Origin of the sequence: Methylobacterium sp. NMS14P, from assembly GCF_028583545.1 — a bacterium.
GTDB lineage: Bacteria > Pseudomonadota > Alphaproteobacteria > Rhizobiales > Beijerinckiaceae > Methylobacterium.
In genome coordinates, this window is record NZ_CP087106.1 from 4,264,695 (window position 1) to 4,278,626 (window position 13,932).

Sequence of the window (13,932 nt, forward strand, 5' to 3'; positions counted from 1 at the left end):
CGTCCGTGCGAGTGCGGCGCGGCGACCAGGAGAGGGTCGCCGCGCGCGAGCCGCTCAGTTCGCCCGCGACACCTCGACGAGGTTGTCGGAGAACGAGGGCGCGTGGCCCATGTCGGTGAAGGCACCGGACGAGATGCTGTTGACCGTGCCCTCGTTGAGCTGGCGCCAGTAGCCCAGCGTCGCCACCACGATCCCGGCCTTCACGTCGTCGGTGATCCGCGCCACGCCCTTGAAGGCGCCGCGGTCGTTGCCGACCTTCACCCGGTCGCCCTCCCGAATCCCGCGGGAATCGGCATCGGCCTGGCTGATCAGCACGAACTGCTCGCCCTGGCCCTTCTGCTTGTCCTCCATGTTGGCGTAGCAGGAGTTCAGGAAGTAGTGGCTCTTGGGCGAGACGATGTTGAGCGGGTAGCGCTTGGCCAGCTCCGGGTCGTTCGTGTGGGACTCGCGCGGGCCCAGGTAGTCCGGCAGCGGGTCGAGCGCCTCGCCGGGCTGGAAGCCCTCGTACATCTGCCGGAACGGCGGGGCGACGAAGTTCGTGGCGCCCTCGACCTTGAGCATGCACTTGCCGGTCGGCGTCGGGAAGTTGCCCTCCCGGTGCGGCGCCCGGTCGTCCGGTGTGCCCACCTTCAGCCGGGCGAAGCCGTGCTCGCGCATGTAGGCGAGGTCGATGCCCTCGCAGGCCGGCGATGACCAGTCGACGTAGTGCTCAAGGCACTCAGCATCGCTCCACTTGAAGTTCTCCTCCTCGAAGCCGAGCCGGGCGGCGAGTTGCCGGAAGATCTCGTTGTTGGGGATCGCCTCGCCGGGCGCCTCGGCGCACTTGGTGTTGTAGGTCAGGTAGAGGTGGCCCCACGACAGGATCATGTCCTCCATCTCGGCGCCCATCGTGGCGGGCAGCAGGATGTCGGCGTAGGAGGCCGTGTCCGAGATGAAGTGCTCGGCCGAGACCATGAACAGGTCCTCGCGCATCAGCCCCTCGACGATCTTGTCGGTTTCGGGCGCCTGCGTGACCGGGTTCGAGTTCCAGCACATCATCGACATGATCGGCGGGTCGAGCTGCATCTCGCCGGTCAGCGCGCGGCCGATCTGCAGGTTCGAGACGACCCGGGTCCCCTCCGGGATCAGGTCGGGCCGGCATATCACGTCGAACTTGTACGGGTGCTCCCAGACACCGAACTGCGTGACGCCGCCGCCGACGTGGCGCCACGCGCCGGTGAGCGCCGGGATGCAGGTCACCGCCCGGATGGTCTGGCCGCCGCCGTAGTGCCGCTCCAGCGCCACGCCCATGCGGATGCCGACCGGCTGCTCGGTCGCCATCTCGTAGGCGAGCTTGCGGATGTCGTCGGCCGGCACGCCGGTGATCTCCGCGGCCCATTCCGGCGTGCGGGTGCTGGCCCGCTCCTTCAGCTCCTCGAAGCCGACGGTGTGGTTGTCGACGTAGTCCTGATCGACGAGGCCCTGCGCGATGATCGAGTTGATCAGCGCCATGGCGAGCGCGCCGTCGGTGCCGGGCTTCGGCGCGATGTGCCAGTCGGCGGCCTTGGCGGTGCGCGACGCGTAGGCGTCGATCACCACGACCTTGGCGCCCTGCTTCTGGGCGTCCTTCACGATCGCCCAATGGTGCAGGTTGGTGCTGACCGAGTTGCAGGCCCAGATCACGATGTACTTGGAGTGGATGTAGCTGTCCGGATCCAGGCCGGCCGTCGGCCCGACGGTGAGGAGCCAGGCGGTGCACGAACCCTCGCCGCAGAAGGTGCGCTCGGTGACGGTGGCGCCCATGCGGTTGAAGAACGCGTCGCCGCCGTTCAGCCCGTGCACGAGGCCCTGGTTGCCGAGGTAGCTGTAGGGCGCGATGGCCTGCGGCCCGTACTGGTCGATGATCGCCTTCCAGCGGGTGACGATGGTGTCGAGCGCCTCGTCCCAGGTGATCCGCTCGAACTGCTTCGACCCCTTCGGGCCGACCCGCTTCATCGGGTAGAGGAGCCGGTCCGGGTGGTAGTGGCGCTTCTCGTAATCCTTCAGCTTCACGCAGAGGGTGCCGCGCGTCATCGGGTGGTCGGGGTTGCCGCGCACGCTCAGGAGCTCGCCGCCCTTCACCTCGAACAGCATCGAGCAGGTGTCGGGGCAATCGTGCGGGCAGGCGCCGTAGAAGACCTCCGAGTAGGCCTCGGGCTGGACGATCTCGTTCATGCTCTCTCCCTCACCGGCCGCGGGCGTCCCGTTATTGTTCAGGCTTCCCGGCTCTCGGCGGGGAAGCGTACAACGAGAGGAAGAAAAGTTCTAATTCGAAGCGGGTGCGGCCGATCGCGCCGGCCGCAGGGTCGTCGCTCCCGTCGCAGCGCCGTCAGCGCCGCGCCTTCCCTTGCGCGCGCGCGCACCCATCTGAGGGTCGGACGAAGCGGGGGCCTGCAGCATGCGGTTCGAACTCTACCGGGACGCCAAGGGCGAGTGGCGCTGGCGCCTGCGGGCGCGCAACGGCGAGGTGATCGCCGAGTCGGGCGAGGGCTATGTGCGGCGCGAGGATTGCGAGCACGGCATCGCCCTCGTGCGGCAGAGCGCCGAGGCGCGCATCGAGGACATGACCACGAAGATCGCCTGATCCCGCGCGTCGCAACCCGCGATCAACCCTGTCCGAAACATCACGGCGGTTAAGCTGCAACGCTTCCGCTCGCCCGTGCGTTGCAGCGGTTCGGACCGGGCGGACAGCCCTCGCTTCCCGTGCGGTTCGTCGACCAGGACGTAATCATACGAAGGGAGTCGAGACCGTGCTGAGGAAATTCCTGCTCGCGGCCCTGCTGGCGCTGGGCTTCGCGGCCGCGGCGCCGGAGGGCGCGTCCGCCGCGCCCATCGGCCCGGGGCTGGCCCTGCCCGCCGAAGCCGCGCCGGCGGTGGCCGAGAAGGCCCAGTACTACTACCGTCGCCGCTTCTACGGCCCGCGGCCCTACTGGCGCCGCCCGTACTACGGCCGCCGGTTCTACTACGGCCCGCGGCCCTACTACCGTCGTCCCTACTGGCGCCGTCGGTTCTACTACTGATCGGCTCTCCGACCTGACCGGCCCGGCGGCTTCAGCGAGCCGCCGGGCTTTTTCACGCCCCGATTCGGGGTGCGCGACCGCGAGCCTTGCTTTATCGTGCCGGGAACGGGACCGCCGACGGCAGATCGGCGCGCCCGAGAGGAAGCCCGATGAACGATATTGCGCAGCGCGCCGAGCCCGCGGCGGCGACGCCGGACCTCTGGCAATCCATCCCGCTCGAATGCATCCTGAGCGCTGTCGCCGTTCTGCTGGCGGCGGGGCTCAAGCTCGCCGGCGTGATGTCCTGACGGCGCGGGGGCGGATGGACGGCATGCAGCACGTCGCACTCTCACCGGCCGGAAGCGCGCCGCCCGCGGAGGTCGATCTGCCCAAGGGCGACCTGACGGTGCGCACCATCGCCATGCCGGCCGACACCAACGCCAACGGCGACATCTTCGGCGGGTGGGTGCTGTCGCAGATGGATCAGGCCGGCGGCATCGCGGGCGTCGACCGGGCGCTGGGCCGGGTGGTCACCGTGGCGCTGGAATCGATGACCTTCATCCGGCCGGTCCGGGTCGGCGACGTGCTGTGCGTCTACACCCGGGTGTCGCATGTCGGCCGGACCTCGATGAAGATCGAGGTCGAGGCCTGGGCGCGGCGGTTCTGCACCCAGGTCCGCGAGCGGGTCACGCAGGCCACCTTCACCTTCGTGGCCATCGACGAGGACGGCCGGCCGCGGCCGATCCCGCCGGCCGTGCCGTCCCCCTCCGCGACGGCTACTTGATCACCCCGCAGGCGACGCGGTCGCCGGCACCGCCGATCGGCTGGGTGTTGTGGTCGTCCTCGTTGGCGTGGATGATCAGCGCCGCGCCGTCGCCGTCCTTCAGGCCGCCCTCGCCGTTCAGCGGCGTCTCGCTCGAGACCTCGGCGTTGGCCGAGCCGTCCTGCGCCGCGTAGAGGTTCGGCAGGTCGCCCTCGTCGGGCCCCTCCGCGTTGAGCAGCCCGTGCTTGCTCTGGTCGTGGTTCACGTGCGCCTTGGAGTTCATGAACTTCGGGTCCGAGCAGTCGCCCACGGCGTGGAAATGCATCCCGTGCCAGCCGGGCGGCAATCCGCCGGGCTGGATCGTCACGCGCAGGACCAGGGTATTCGCCCCGTCGCGGATCGCCAGCGTGCCGATCGGGTCGCCCTTCGCGTTCTTGATCGGCGCCGTGAAGGTCTCTGCCGGTTTGGCCGCCTCCTTGGGAGGCTCCTGCGCCAGGGCGCCGCCGGCGGCGGCGGTCCCGAGCAATGCGAGCAGCGGCAGGGTGCGGTTCATGCGGTGGCTCTCCTTTCCGGCCCGGTCTAGTTAGGGAGCGCGCCGGCCTTCGACAGGGCGGCGGCCCGAAACCTCCGCCGCAGACCTGCCGGAACCGCACGAAGCCCGATGACCCGAGACCGGACCAGCCCGGACCGCGCGGCCCCCGCGGACGACCCTGCGCCGCGGCGCGCCGACCTGTACCTCGTGGCCCACGGCCATTTCGAGAGCCGGACCCGGGCCCAGGCGGCGATCCGCGCCGGACTCGTGCGGGTCGACGGGCGCCCGCTCGGGCGCGCTTCGGACCCGATCGCCCCCGGGGCTCGGGTCGAGGCGGAACCCGAGCATCCCTACGCGTCCCGCGGCGGCCTCAAGCTCGCCGCCGCGCTGGACGCGTTCGGCGTCGATCCGGCCGGCCGGGTCGCCCTCGACGTCGGCGCCTCGACGGGCGGCTTCACCGACGTGCTGCTCGCCCGCGGCGCGCGCCACGTCCACGCCCTCGACGTCGGCCGGGGGCAGCTCCATCCGCGCCTCGCCGGGGACCCGCGCGTGACCAACCGCGAGGGCACCGACATCCGCGGCCTCGGCCCGGACGCCCTCGTCCCGCACCCGGACTTCGCGAGCGTGGACGTGAGCTTCATCGGCCTGCGCCTCGTGCTGCCGGTCCTGCCGGGCCTGCTCAGGCCCGGGTCGGCGATCGTCGCGCTGATCAAGCCGCAATTCGAGGCCGGCCGCGCCCGCGTCGGCCGCGGCGGCCTCGTCCGCGACCCGGAGGTCCACGCCGAGGTCTGCGCGGCCGTCCGCGAGACCCTGGAGGGGCTCGGGGCCGCGGTCCTGGGCCTGATCGACTCGCCGGTCCCGGGCGGCGACGGCAATGCCGAGTTCCTGATCGGCGCGAGGTTGCCGTGAGCGACGCAGCGGATATCGAGACGGTCACCATCCGGGAGCTCGGCGCCCGCGGCGACGGGATCGCCGAGGACGGGACCCCGGTGCCCTACGCGCTGCCCGGGGAACGCGCGGAGATCCGCCGCGAGGCGCGCCGCGCCGCGCTGCTCGGCGTCGCGCAGGCCTCGCCCGACCGGGTCGAGCCGTTCTGCCCGTACTACATGCGCTGCGGCGGCTGCCGCACCCAGCACCTCGCGCGGCCCGCGGAACTCGCCTGGAAGCGCGACCTCGTCGCCCAGGCCCTGTCGCAGGCGCGCCTCGACGTGACGCCCGGGCCGGCCGTCGACGCCCACGGGGCGGGACGCCGCCGCCTCACCCTGCACGTGCGCGAGATCGGCGGCCGGGCCGAGGCCGGCCTGATGGCGGCGCGCAGCCACGCGCTGGTGCCGATCGACCACTGCCCGATCACCGTGCCGGCGCTGCACCCGGCCCCCGCGGTCGCGCGCCGCCTCGCCGCCCCGCTGGGCCACGGGCGCAAGCCCCTCGACCTGGCCGTCACCGCCACCGACCAGGGCCTCGACGTCGACCTGCGCGGCCACGGACCGGTGAGCGCCGGCGTCGGCGCCGCGCTGGTGCGGATCGCCGGAGAACTCGGGCTCGCCCGGCTCTCCCTGCACGGCGAGCGCCTCATGGAGGCCGAGCCGGTCTCGGTCACGGCGGACAGCCCCGCCGGCGGCACCGCCGCGGCGGGCCGCCTCTACCCGGCCCCCGGCGGCTTCCTGCAGGCGACCGCGGCCGGACAGGCGACGCTCTGCGACCTGACCGTGGCGGCCCTCGGGCCCCGCATCCGGCGCGTCGCCGACCTGTTCGCGGGCTGCGGGCCGCTGACCCTGGCGATCGCCCGGACGGCCGCGGTCCACGCCGTCGAGTCCGACGCCGCCGCCCTCGCGGGCCTCGACCGCGCCGCGCGTGCCGCCTCGGGCCTGCGCAGGATCACCAGCGAGCGCCGCGACCTGTTCCGACGCCCCCTGCTCCCCCCCGAACTCGACGCCTTCGACGCGGTGGTGTTCGACCCGCCCCGGGCCGGCGCGGAGGCCCAGGCCCGCCAGATCGCCGCGGCGCGGGTTCCCCTCGTGGTCGGCGTCGCCTGCGATGCCGGAACCTTCGCGCGGGACGCGGCGACGCTGGTCGCCGGCGGGTACCGGCTGGAGGCCGTCACGCCGGTCGACCAGTTCCGCCATTCGGGCCACGTCGAGATGGTCGGGGTGTTCCGGCGCGAGCCCGCGCGGCGCCGCTGAACCACGCAACCTGCGGTCAAGTTTCACGTTCTCCCGGCGATCGGAGAGCCTTCATGATCCGCGGACTCCTTCGCCCCGCGACGCTCGGCGCGCTGAGCCTCGCCCTCGCCACCCCGCTCGCGGCGCAGGCGCTGGCGCCCGACCAGACCGGAACCGGCAGCGGCCCGGCCTCGACCATCACGGCGCCGAACACCAACAGCCTCGGCGTGACCAAGCCGCCCGGCACGTCCCTCGGCCCCGGCGAAGTGCCGACCCGCGAGCAGCGGCGGCGCGAGCGCGCCCTGACCGACAGGATCGAAGGCAGCATCTGCGACGGCTGCAACTGAGATCGGGTCGGAGCCGGCCGCTGCGGCGGAACCCGGTTCGCGGCCTCCGACTCGCCGCATCGTGAATGCGCACGCGCCCCCCGCGCGCCCGACCAACCCGCGGGGCGGGATCGGGATGTCACGGAAGCGTCAGAAAACAGCGCCACATCCGCGGCACAGCTTGCATCGGCCAACGTGGTGCCGGATGCGGGCTGCGGCCCCGCGCTGTCCCGTGACCGATCCGCATCCGAGACCCGTACGTGATCTTCATCCACCAGCCCGCCGTCGGCGCCGGAGCCACGCTGCTCGAGCGCCGCGTCATCGATCTCCAGGACACGGTCCCCGAGGACACGGTCTGGCTCGACCTGATCCGCCCGAGCCGCGAGGAGGAGCTGAAGGTCGAGTCGTTCGCGGGCATCGAGGTGCCGACCCGCGAGGAGATGAAGGACATCGAGCCCTCGGAGCTGCTCTACGTCGAGGACGGCGCCCGCTACATGACCGGCCGGGTGCTCTCGAAGGTCAGCGACGCCGAGGAGCCGGGCCTCGCCGGCATCACCTTCATCCTGCGCGGCAACCGGCTGGTGACCGTGCGCCACGAGGAGCCGCAGGCCTTCCGCATGTACACGCAGCGCGCCGGGCGCTCGATGGGCAACGGCGGCGCGTCGGCCCCGTCGGGCGAGTCGATCCTGGCCGGGCTGATCGAGGCGGTGATCGACCGGGCCGCCGACGTGCTGCAGCTCCAGGGCGAGCGCATCGACCGCCTGTCGGGCAAGATCTTCGAAGTGCAGGAGGATCCCTCGGCCCGCAACACCGCCCTGCAGGACACGCTGCGCGCCCTCGGACGGCACGGTGATCTCATCTCCAAGCAGCGGGAAAGTCTCGTCTCCATGGAGCGGATCCTGCTCTCGCTGTCGGCGACCTACCGGACCAACAAGGCCCCGCGCGATCTGCGCGAGGACGTGCGCTCGACCCTGCGGGATCTGCAGTCCCTGGAGGAGCACGCCACCTTCCTGTCGACGAAGATCCAGTTCCTGCTCGACGCGACCCTCGGGCTCGTCAACCTCGAGCAGAACAACATCATCAAGCTGTTCTCGGTCATGGCGGTCGTCTTCATGCCGCCGACCCTGATCGCGTCGATCTACGGCATGAATTTTAAGTCCATACCGGAACTAGATTTCGCGTTCGGATATCCGATGGCGCTGATCATGATGGTCGTGGCCGCCGTATTTCCCTACTTCTTCTTCCGGTGGAAGAAGTGGCTCTGACAACAAATGCTGGTATAGGGCCGATAGAATTTTAAGACCTCTGCGGGAGCATGGTGGGGCCTGAAGGCGCGGCGCGGCCGCGAAGACGGAATCTCCCATGCGCTTCTCCCTCAAGACGGTCCTCGCCGGTGCCATCGGCCTGCTCGCCCTCGCCGCCGTCGGCCAGGGGATCGCCAGCGTCGTGAGCTTGTCGGAGATCGAGCGGAACGCCGCGGCGATCTCGCAGCAGGCGCTGCCCGCGCAGAACCAGGCCGAGGCCATCGGGACGGCCGTGCGGGACGCGCGCCTGCGGCTCTACCGACTCGCGGTGGCCTCGCCCGACGTGGCGGCCCTGGACAAGAACCAGACGGCGCTGACCGACGCCCTCGGCGAGTTGTCCGGCCTCCGGCAGGCCTATCAGGACCGCCTGACGAGCCCGGAGGCCCGCGCGATCTACGAGCGCTTCACCAACGCGTGGAACGCTTACCAGAACATCCAGCTGCAGGTGGTCGAGCTGATGATCGCGGGCGAGCAGCCGGGCGCCCTCGCGCTCGTGCTGGATCCCGCGACGGGGGCGCAGAACGACGCCGCGGTGGCCAGCCTGACCGAGTCGATCGCGGCGGCCCGGGGCCAGACCGAGGCCAACGTCACCCAGACCGTGCAGGCGGCGACGCGCGCCAAGCTGATCGCGATGATCGCCACCGTGGTCGGCCTCGCGGTCGCGGCGGCCGCGATGCTGTTCGCCCTGTTCGGGATCGCGCGCCCGATCGAGCGCATGACCGGCGCGATGGGCCGCCTCGCCGAGGGCGACGAGACCGTGCCGGTCCCGCATACGGGACGCCGCGACGAGATCGGCGCGATGGCGGCGGCCGTGCAGGTCTTCAAGGACAACCTGGTCCACACCCGCGCCCTGGAGCGGGAGACCGCCCTGGCGCGGGACGGCGCCGAGGCGCAGCGCCGGCGCGCGGTCCACGCCATGGCCGAGTCGTTCGAGGCCGCGGTCGGCGGCGTGCTGGCCCGGGTGGCGGACGCCGCCCTCGGCCTGCGGGCCGACGCCGAGGCGATGAGCGGCACGGCCACGCACACCGCCGAGCGCTCGGCCACGGTGGCGGGCGCCGCCCAGGAGGCCGCCCAGCATGTCGGCACGGTCGCGGCGGCCGCGGAGGAGCTCGGCGCCTCGGTGCAGGAGATCGGCCGCCAGGTCGACGGGTCCGCCGAACTCGCCCGGAGCGCGGTGGTCCAGGCCGGCGACACGGCCGGCCTCGTGCAGGAGCTGAGCGCCGCCGCGGGCCGGATCGGCGACGTCGTGCGCCTGATCACCGCCATCGCCGGCCAGACCAACCTGCTGGCGCTCAACGCCACGATCGAGGCGGCCCGCGCCGGCGAGGCGGGGCGCGGCTTCGCGGTGGTCGCCAGCGAGGTGAAGCAGCTCGCCGCCCAGACCGCCCGGGCCACCGAGGAGATCGCCGGTCAGGTCGGCCGCATCCAGGGCGCGACCGGGCAGACCGTGGACGCGATCGACGGGATCGCGGCGCGCATCCGCGAGATCGACGGGGTGGCGACCTCGATCGCGGCCGCCGTCGAGCAGCAGGGCGCGGCGACCCGGGAGATCGCCCGGAACGTCGCCGAGGCGGCGTCCGGGACCGGCGCGGTCACCGGGACGATCGACGCGGTGGCGCGGGCGGCCGACGATACGGGTACGGCCGCCACGCGGATGCTGGCCTCCGCATCGAGCCTCTCGGAGGAGGCCGCCGAGCTGCGCCGGGAGATCGACGCCTTCCTGCACACGGTGCGCGCCGCCTGAGGTCCAGCCGGGGCTCAGCCGGGGCTCGACAGCTTCATCAGGACGAGCCCGGAGCCGATCAGGCCGGCCGCGAGGATCCGGCTGGCGCTCGCCTGCTCCCCGAGCACGGCGATGCCGACCAGGGAGGCGCCGACCGCGCCGATGCCGGTCCAGATCGTGTAGGCGGTCCCCAGGGGCAGCGTGCGCATGGCCAGCGCCAGGAAGCCGACGCTGCCGGCCATCGCCAACGCCATGATGGCGGTCGGCCAGAGGCGCGTGAAGCCCTCCGACTGCTTCATCGCGAAGGCCCAGACGACCTCCAGCACGCCCGCGGTGACGAGATAGATCCAGGCCACGGCGGCCCTCCCGAAAGGGCCGGGCCGTCCCGGACTTGTGCCCCGCCCGGCGGGGGGAGGACGTGGCCTCGCGGCGGGTCAGCTAGCGATGTTCGGCCGAGCCCGCAAGCGCGGCGGCCCCGGATCCCACGCACCGCCCTCCTCCCGAGGCGCCGCGTCGGCGGCCTCGAAGGAGGGCGCGGAGCGGATCCCTCAGGCCACCGCGGCGAGGTGCTTGACCTCGGCCTTGGCCACCACCTTGCCGACGGGCGGCGCCTTGCAGGTCTCCGCCTCGGGGGCCAGGACCGGCGGCTGCACCCAGCGGCCGGCGTCGAGCTCGGCGATCCGGCCGTTGATCTCGCGGATGACGTAGCGCGAGAACGGGTAGACGTGCAGGTAGATCACCATGTTGGTGACCACGGCCTCCAGGGCGGCCGGGTTGCGGCGGGCGGTCTCAAGGAACACGCTCCAGAAGTGCTTGGCGAGTTCCGGACGCCGCACCGTCATCCGCCAGCACACGCGCAGCAGCGAGTAGAGATCGTGGGCGACGTGGCGCCAGTTGAGTTTCTGGGCGGCGAATTTCGGTCGCTTCACCTGCCGCGCCACCACCCGCACCCGGTCGAAGAAGTTCGGCGGGTCGTAGATCTCCTGGAGGACGTCGCGGTAGTCGCCGAGCACGTCGCGCTGCGGGCGCAGCGTCACGAAGTTGATCCCCTGCGTGCACTGGTCGCCCTGGTCGGCCGTCGTCGCCGCGTAGTTCTCGTAGAGGCGGCCCTCCTTGCGCAGGCGGCGCGAGAGCTGCGTGTTCGGCAGCGCGAAGAGCAGGCCGACCATGGCAATCGGGATGCCGGTCTGGCCGATGCACAGCGACATCGCCTTGCTGATGCTGTCCTTCTCGGTGTCGAAGCCGACGATGAAGCCGGCCGTGACGAACATGCCGTGCTCGTAGAGCTTGTGCACGCTGTCGGCGATGGACCGCTTGGTGTTCTGCTTCTTCTGCGTCTGGATCAGCGTCGCCTCGTCGGGCGTCTCGATCCCGGTGAACAGGGCGAAGAAGTTCGCGTCCCGCATCATCCCGAGCAGCTCGTCGTCGTCCGCGAGGTTGAGCGAGGCCTCGGTGGAGAACTTGAACGGGTAGCCGTGATCCTCCTGCCACTTGATCAGGTGGGGCAGGAACAGCTTGATCGCCTTCTTGTTGCCGATCAGGTTGTCGTCGACGAAGTCGACATGGCCGCGGTAGCCGAGGCCGTAGAGCCGGTCGAGCTCGGCCAGCATCTGCGGCGTGGTCTTGGTCCGCGGGGCGCGGCCGTAGAGCTCGATGATGTCGCAGAACTCGCAGGTGAACGGGCAGCCGCGCGAGAACTGGACGCCGACGTAGAGGTAGTGGCTGAAGGTCAGCAGGTCGAAGCGCGGGATCGGGCTCTTGGTGACGTCGGCCTTGAACTTCTCGGCCGTGAGCCGGCCGCGGCGCTCGCCGGCCTCCCAGGCGGCCACGAACTTGTCGAGGATGCCCTCGGCCTCGCCCAGCACCAGGAAGTCGGCCTTGTCGTAGACCTCCGGCGTCGAGGTCGGGGCCGGGCCGCCGACGCAGACCGGGGTTCCGAGCGCCACGCAGCGGTCGATGACCACGAGGCAGTCCGGCTCCTGGGGCAGCATGCCGCCGGTCATCACGAGGTCGGCCGCCTGGATCTGCGCGTCCGTCAGCTCTTCGCAGTTGCGGTTGACGAGCGTCACCTGCCAGGCCGGCGGCAGCATCGCGGCCAGCGTGATGAGGCCGAGCGGCGGCGCGGGCGCGCGGGCGCCCTGCAGCTCCATGGCCTCTTTGAAGTTCCACATCGAGTTTTCGTAGAACTTCGGGAACACCATCAGCACGCGCGGCGCCGTGTTCGCTTCCGACATGCCAGTTTCCTCGTTCACACGCGCGGTCCCGGCCCGACCGGAGATCGGAGCGGGCACAGGATCGACCCCTGACCTGCGGGCGAATTAAGGCCGTTTTTCGCTCCCGCAGCAATCGGTGCCGCCGATCCCGCCAGGACGCGCGTCCGAGCACCGCGAATCAACCCCGCCGACGGGTCTCCGGGGCGGATCCGGCCCGTTTGCCGCGGGGCTGCGCCATTCGGGCGACAGGTCCCGCCGGAACCGTCACGGCGCGACGCGGAACCGCTCCGGCCGCGTCCCGTCGGCGTCGGTGAAGCCGTAGACCCGCGCGAGGTCGCCGGCATGCAGCACGGCGCCCGCCCGGGCGGCGATGTCGGGGTCGGCGGCGAGCGCCGCCAGCGCCCGGCCAGCGTAGAGCGGGCTCTCGGTGGCGTGCTGGACGTGACCGAGGTCGCGCGCCCGCTCGGTGGCGACGAAGCCCGGCGACAGGCCGAGGGCGGTGACGCCGTGGGGCGCGAGTTCCCGCGCGAAGGCCAGGGTCAGCCGGTTGGTCGCGGCCTTGGCGGAATCGTAGAACACGTCGCCGAGGTAATCCTCGGTCCCGAAGGAGACGAGCGCCAGCAGTCCGGCCCGCGCCGCCACCATGGCGGGGGCGACCGCCCGGGCGAGCAGCAGGGCCGGCAGCGGCCCGGCCTCGAGGAGGCCGAGATACGGCTCCGCCGAGCGGCGCCAGAACGGCGTGCCCCAGCCGGCGCCGTCCGGGTAGCGCTCGCCGTCGTAGCCCTCGTTGCCGCTCCACACGCTGCAGGCCGCGACGTCGATCCGCCCGAACCGGCGCAGCGCCCAGTGCACCAGCGCGTCGGTGGCGCGCTCGGAGCGGTGGTCGCAGAGGTAGTGGTGCCCGCGCCCGCCGGCCGCGTCGACCGCGCGGGCCGTGTCCTCGATCGCCTCCGCGCGCATCTCGGTGCGCGGGCCGGTCTCGCTGGAGCGGGCCGTGACGATCACCGTGGCCCCCGCCTCGCCCAGCGCCCGCGCGAGGCCCCGGCCGACGCCCCGCGACGCGCCCGCGACGAGGCAGATCTTCTGGGAGAGGTCGGGCGGGCTCACGCCGAGGCGGCGGGCTTCGACCGCGACAGGAAGGCGGCGAGACGCTCCTGGGATTCGGGCGAGCGCAGCTGCGCGTCGAAGGCCCTGGCCTCCGCCTCCAGGGCCGCCTCGACCTGCGCCTGGTCACCTCGGATCAGTGCCCGGGACGCCGTCAGCGCCCCGCGCGGCAGGGCGGCGAGGCGCGCGGCCTGCGCGATGGCCTGCTCGACCAGCATGTCGGCGGGCAGCACCGCGTTGACGAGGCCCAGCGCCTGCGCCTCGTCGGCCTCGAGCGGCCGCGACAGCAGCAGCAGCTCGGTCGCCTTGAGCCGGCCGACCCGCAGGGGCAGCAGGTAGCTCGACGCCGCCTCCGGCACGAGGCCGAGCTCGACGAAGGGCATGCGCAGGCGCGCCGCCGGGCTCGCGTAGACGAGGTCGCAGTGCAGGCAGAGCGTCGCGCCGATGCCGACCGCGATCCCGTCGACCGCCGCCACCATCGGGGTGCGGGTCCGGGCGAGCTGGCGGATGAAGGCCAGCGCCGGCGAGGCGCTGAAGCCGTCCCCGGCCTTGTCCCCGGAAGACTGCCCCATGAAGTCGGCGAGGTCGTTGCCGGCGCTGAACATGCCGGGCTGCCCGGCGAAGACCACCGCGCCGACCGCGTCCGACGCGTCGGCCTCCGTCAGGCCCGCGCGCATCGCGTCGTACATGGCGCCCGTGAGGGCGTTCTTCTTCTCCGGACGGTTCAGGGTGATCAGGCGGACGCCGCCCGCGAGGTCGTCGATCGTCACGGGTTCGGCCATGGTCCG

15 protein-coding genes are annotated in these 13,932 nt (G+C 72.2%); 9 read left to right on the top strand and 6 right to left on the bottom strand.

From position 1 onward, the window contains the following. Positions 1 to 54: 54 nt before the first annotated feature. Positions 55 to 2,193 carry a molybdopterin-containing oxidoreductase family protein gene (locus tag LOK46_RS20200; RefSeq protein ID WP_273560150.1) on the bottom strand — a complete coding sequence of 713 codons (2,139 nt, stop codon included), beginning with the start codon at positions 2,191 to 2,193 and terminating at the stop codon, positions 55 to 57. Positions 2,194 to 2,416: 223 nt separating this feature from the next. Here LOK46_RS20200 and LOK46_RS20205 point away from each other — a divergent pair, with 223 nt between their 5' ends. From LOK46_RS20205 to LOK46_RS20220, 4 genes are all read left to right on the top strand, one after another. Continuing rightward, positions 2,417 to 2,602 (top strand): YegP family protein, encoded by a 186-nt coding sequence (locus tag LOK46_RS20205; RefSeq protein WP_012320748.1) that lies wholly within the window; start codon positions 2,417 to 2,419, stop codon positions 2,600 to 2,602. 166 nt (positions 2,603 to 2,768) lie between these two features. Next, entirely contained in the window at positions 2,769 to 3,038 is a 270-nt protein-coding gene (locus LOK46_RS20210) for a hypothetical protein (protein WP_020095628.1), read from the top strand. 149 nt (positions 3,039 to 3,187) lie between these two features. After that, the gene (locus LOK46_RS20215; RefSeq protein WP_165923092.1) at positions 3,188 to 3,325 is read left to right on the top strand and encodes a hypothetical protein; all 138 of its coding nucleotides are present in this window, start codon (positions 3,188 to 3,190) and stop codon (positions 3,323 to 3,325) included. Between the two features lie 23 nt (positions 3,326 to 3,348). Then, positions 3,349 to 3,801 (top strand): acyl-CoA thioesterase, encoded by a 453-nt coding sequence (locus LOK46_RS20220; protein WP_273560157.1) that lies wholly within the window; start codon positions 3,349 to 3,351, stop codon positions 3,799 to 3,801. Here LOK46_RS20220 and LOK46_RS20225 read toward each other — a convergent pair. After that, on the bottom strand, positions 3,794 to 4,333 hold the full coding sequence (locus LOK46_RS20225) for a superoxide dismutase family protein (protein ID WP_273560159.1): 540 nt from the start codon (positions 4,331 to 4,333) through the stop codon (positions 3,794 to 3,796). The two genes, LOK46_RS20220 and LOK46_RS20225, sit on opposite strands and share 8 nt — an antisense overlap. A gap of 108 nt (positions 4,334 to 4,441) precedes the next feature. Here LOK46_RS20225 and LOK46_RS20230 point away from each other — a divergent pair, with 108 nt between their 5' ends. From LOK46_RS20230 to LOK46_RS20250, 5 genes are all read left to right on the top strand, one after another. After that, positions 4,442 to 5,221, top strand: a complete 780-nt coding sequence (locus tag LOK46_RS20230; protein ID WP_273560161.1) for a TlyA family RNA methyltransferase — start codon at positions 4,442 to 4,444, stop codon at positions 5,219 to 5,221. Next, a complete protein-coding gene (locus LOK46_RS20235) occupies positions 5,218 to 6,495 on the top strand; it encodes a class I SAM-dependent RNA methyltransferase (RefSeq protein ID WP_273560163.1) in 1,278 nt (425 codons plus the stop codon). The genes LOK46_RS20230 and LOK46_RS20235 overlap by 4 nt, the downstream gene beginning before the upstream one ends. A 53-nt stretch (positions 6,496 to 6,548) precedes the next feature. Continuing rightward, positions 6,549 to 6,821 (top strand): hypothetical protein, encoded by a 273-nt coding sequence (locus LOK46_RS20240; RefSeq protein WP_273560165.1) that lies wholly within the window; start codon positions 6,549 to 6,551, stop codon positions 6,819 to 6,821. Positions 6,822 to 7,060: 239 nt separating this feature from the next. Next, positions 7,061 to 8,065 (top strand): magnesium transporter CorA family protein, encoded by a 1,005-nt coding sequence (locus LOK46_RS20245; protein ID WP_273560167.1) that lies wholly within the window; start codon positions 7,061 to 7,063, stop codon positions 8,063 to 8,065. Between the two features lie 97 nt (positions 8,066 to 8,162). Next, on the top strand, positions 8,163 to 9,848 hold the full coding sequence (locus tag LOK46_RS20250; protein ID WP_273560169.1) for a methyl-accepting chemotaxis protein: 1,686 nt from the start codon (positions 8,163 to 8,165) through the stop codon (positions 9,846 to 9,848). Positions 9,849 to 9,862: 14 nt separating this feature from the next. Here LOK46_RS20250 and LOK46_RS20255 read toward each other — a convergent pair whose 3' ends face one another. The 4 genes from LOK46_RS20255 to LOK46_RS20270 all read right to left on the bottom strand — a co-directional run bounded on the left by LOK46_RS20255 (position 9,863) and on the right by LOK46_RS20270 (position 13,926). Then, on the bottom strand, positions 9,863 to 10,183 hold the full coding sequence (locus LOK46_RS20255) for a DMT family transporter (protein WP_273560171.1): 321 nt from the start codon (positions 10,181 to 10,183) through the stop codon (positions 9,863 to 9,865). A gap of 192 nt (positions 10,184 to 10,375) precedes the next feature. Continuing rightward, positions 10,376 to 12,061: a B12-binding domain-containing radical SAM protein gene (locus LOK46_RS20260; RefSeq protein ID WP_273560173.1), complete on the bottom strand. Its 1,686-nt coding sequence runs from the start codon at positions 12,059 to 12,061 to the stop codon at positions 10,376 to 10,378. Between the two features lie 243 nt (positions 12,062 to 12,304). Next, positions 12,305 to 13,147, bottom strand: a complete 843-nt coding sequence (locus LOK46_RS20265; RefSeq protein ID WP_273560174.1) for an SDR family NAD(P)-dependent oxidoreductase — start codon at positions 13,145 to 13,147, stop codon at positions 12,305 to 12,307. Next, positions 13,144 to 13,926 (bottom strand): enoyl-CoA hydratase-related protein, encoded by a 783-nt coding sequence (locus tag LOK46_RS20270; protein WP_273560176.1) that lies wholly within the window; start codon positions 13,924 to 13,926, stop codon positions 13,144 to 13,146. The genes LOK46_RS20265 and LOK46_RS20270 overlap by 4 nt, the downstream gene beginning before the upstream one ends. Positions 13,927 to 13,932: the final 6 nt, after the last annotated feature.

Excerpts from the sequence above, each read along its gene's own strand:
- LOK46_RS20250 (WP_273560169.1), top strand. The coding sequence starts at position 8,163 with ATGCGCTTCTCCCTCAAGACGGTCCTCGCCGGTGCCATCGGCCTGCTC.
- LOK46_RS20200 (WP_273560150.1), bottom strand. The coding sequence starts at position 2,193 with ATGAACGAGATCGTCCAGCCCGAGGCCTACTCGGAGGTCTTCTACGGC.
- LOK46_RS20240 (WP_273560165.1), top strand. The coding sequence starts at position 6,549 with ATGATCCGCGGACTCCTTCGCCCCGCGACGCTCGGCGCGCTGAGCCTC.
- LOK46_RS20215 (WP_165923092.1), top strand. The coding sequence starts at position 3,188 with ATGAACGATATTGCGCAGCGCGCCGAGCCCGCGGCGGCGACGCCGGAC.
- LOK46_RS20270 (WP_273560176.1), bottom strand. The coding sequence starts at position 13,926 with ATGGCCGAACCCGTGACGATCGACGACCTCGCGGGCGGCGTCCGCCTG.
- LOK46_RS20230 (WP_273560161.1), top strand. The coding sequence starts at position 4,442 with ATGACCCGAGACCGGACCAGCCCGGACCGCGCGGCCCCCGCGGACGAC.
- LOK46_RS20225 (WP_273560159.1), bottom strand. The coding sequence starts at position 4,333 with ATGAACCGCACCCTGCCGCTGCTCGCATTGCTCGGGACCGCCGCCGCC.
- LOK46_RS20260 (WP_273560173.1), bottom strand. The coding sequence starts at position 12,061 with ATGTCGGAAGCGAACACGGCGCCGCGCGTGCTGATGGTGTTCCCGAAG.
- LOK46_RS20220 (WP_273560157.1), top strand. The coding sequence starts at position 3,349 with ATGCAGCACGTCGCACTCTCACCGGCCGGAAGCGCGCCGCCCGCGGAG.
- LOK46_RS20205 (WP_012320748.1), top strand. The coding sequence starts at position 2,417 with ATGCGGTTCGAACTCTACCGGGACGCCAAGGGCGAGTGGCGCTGGCGC.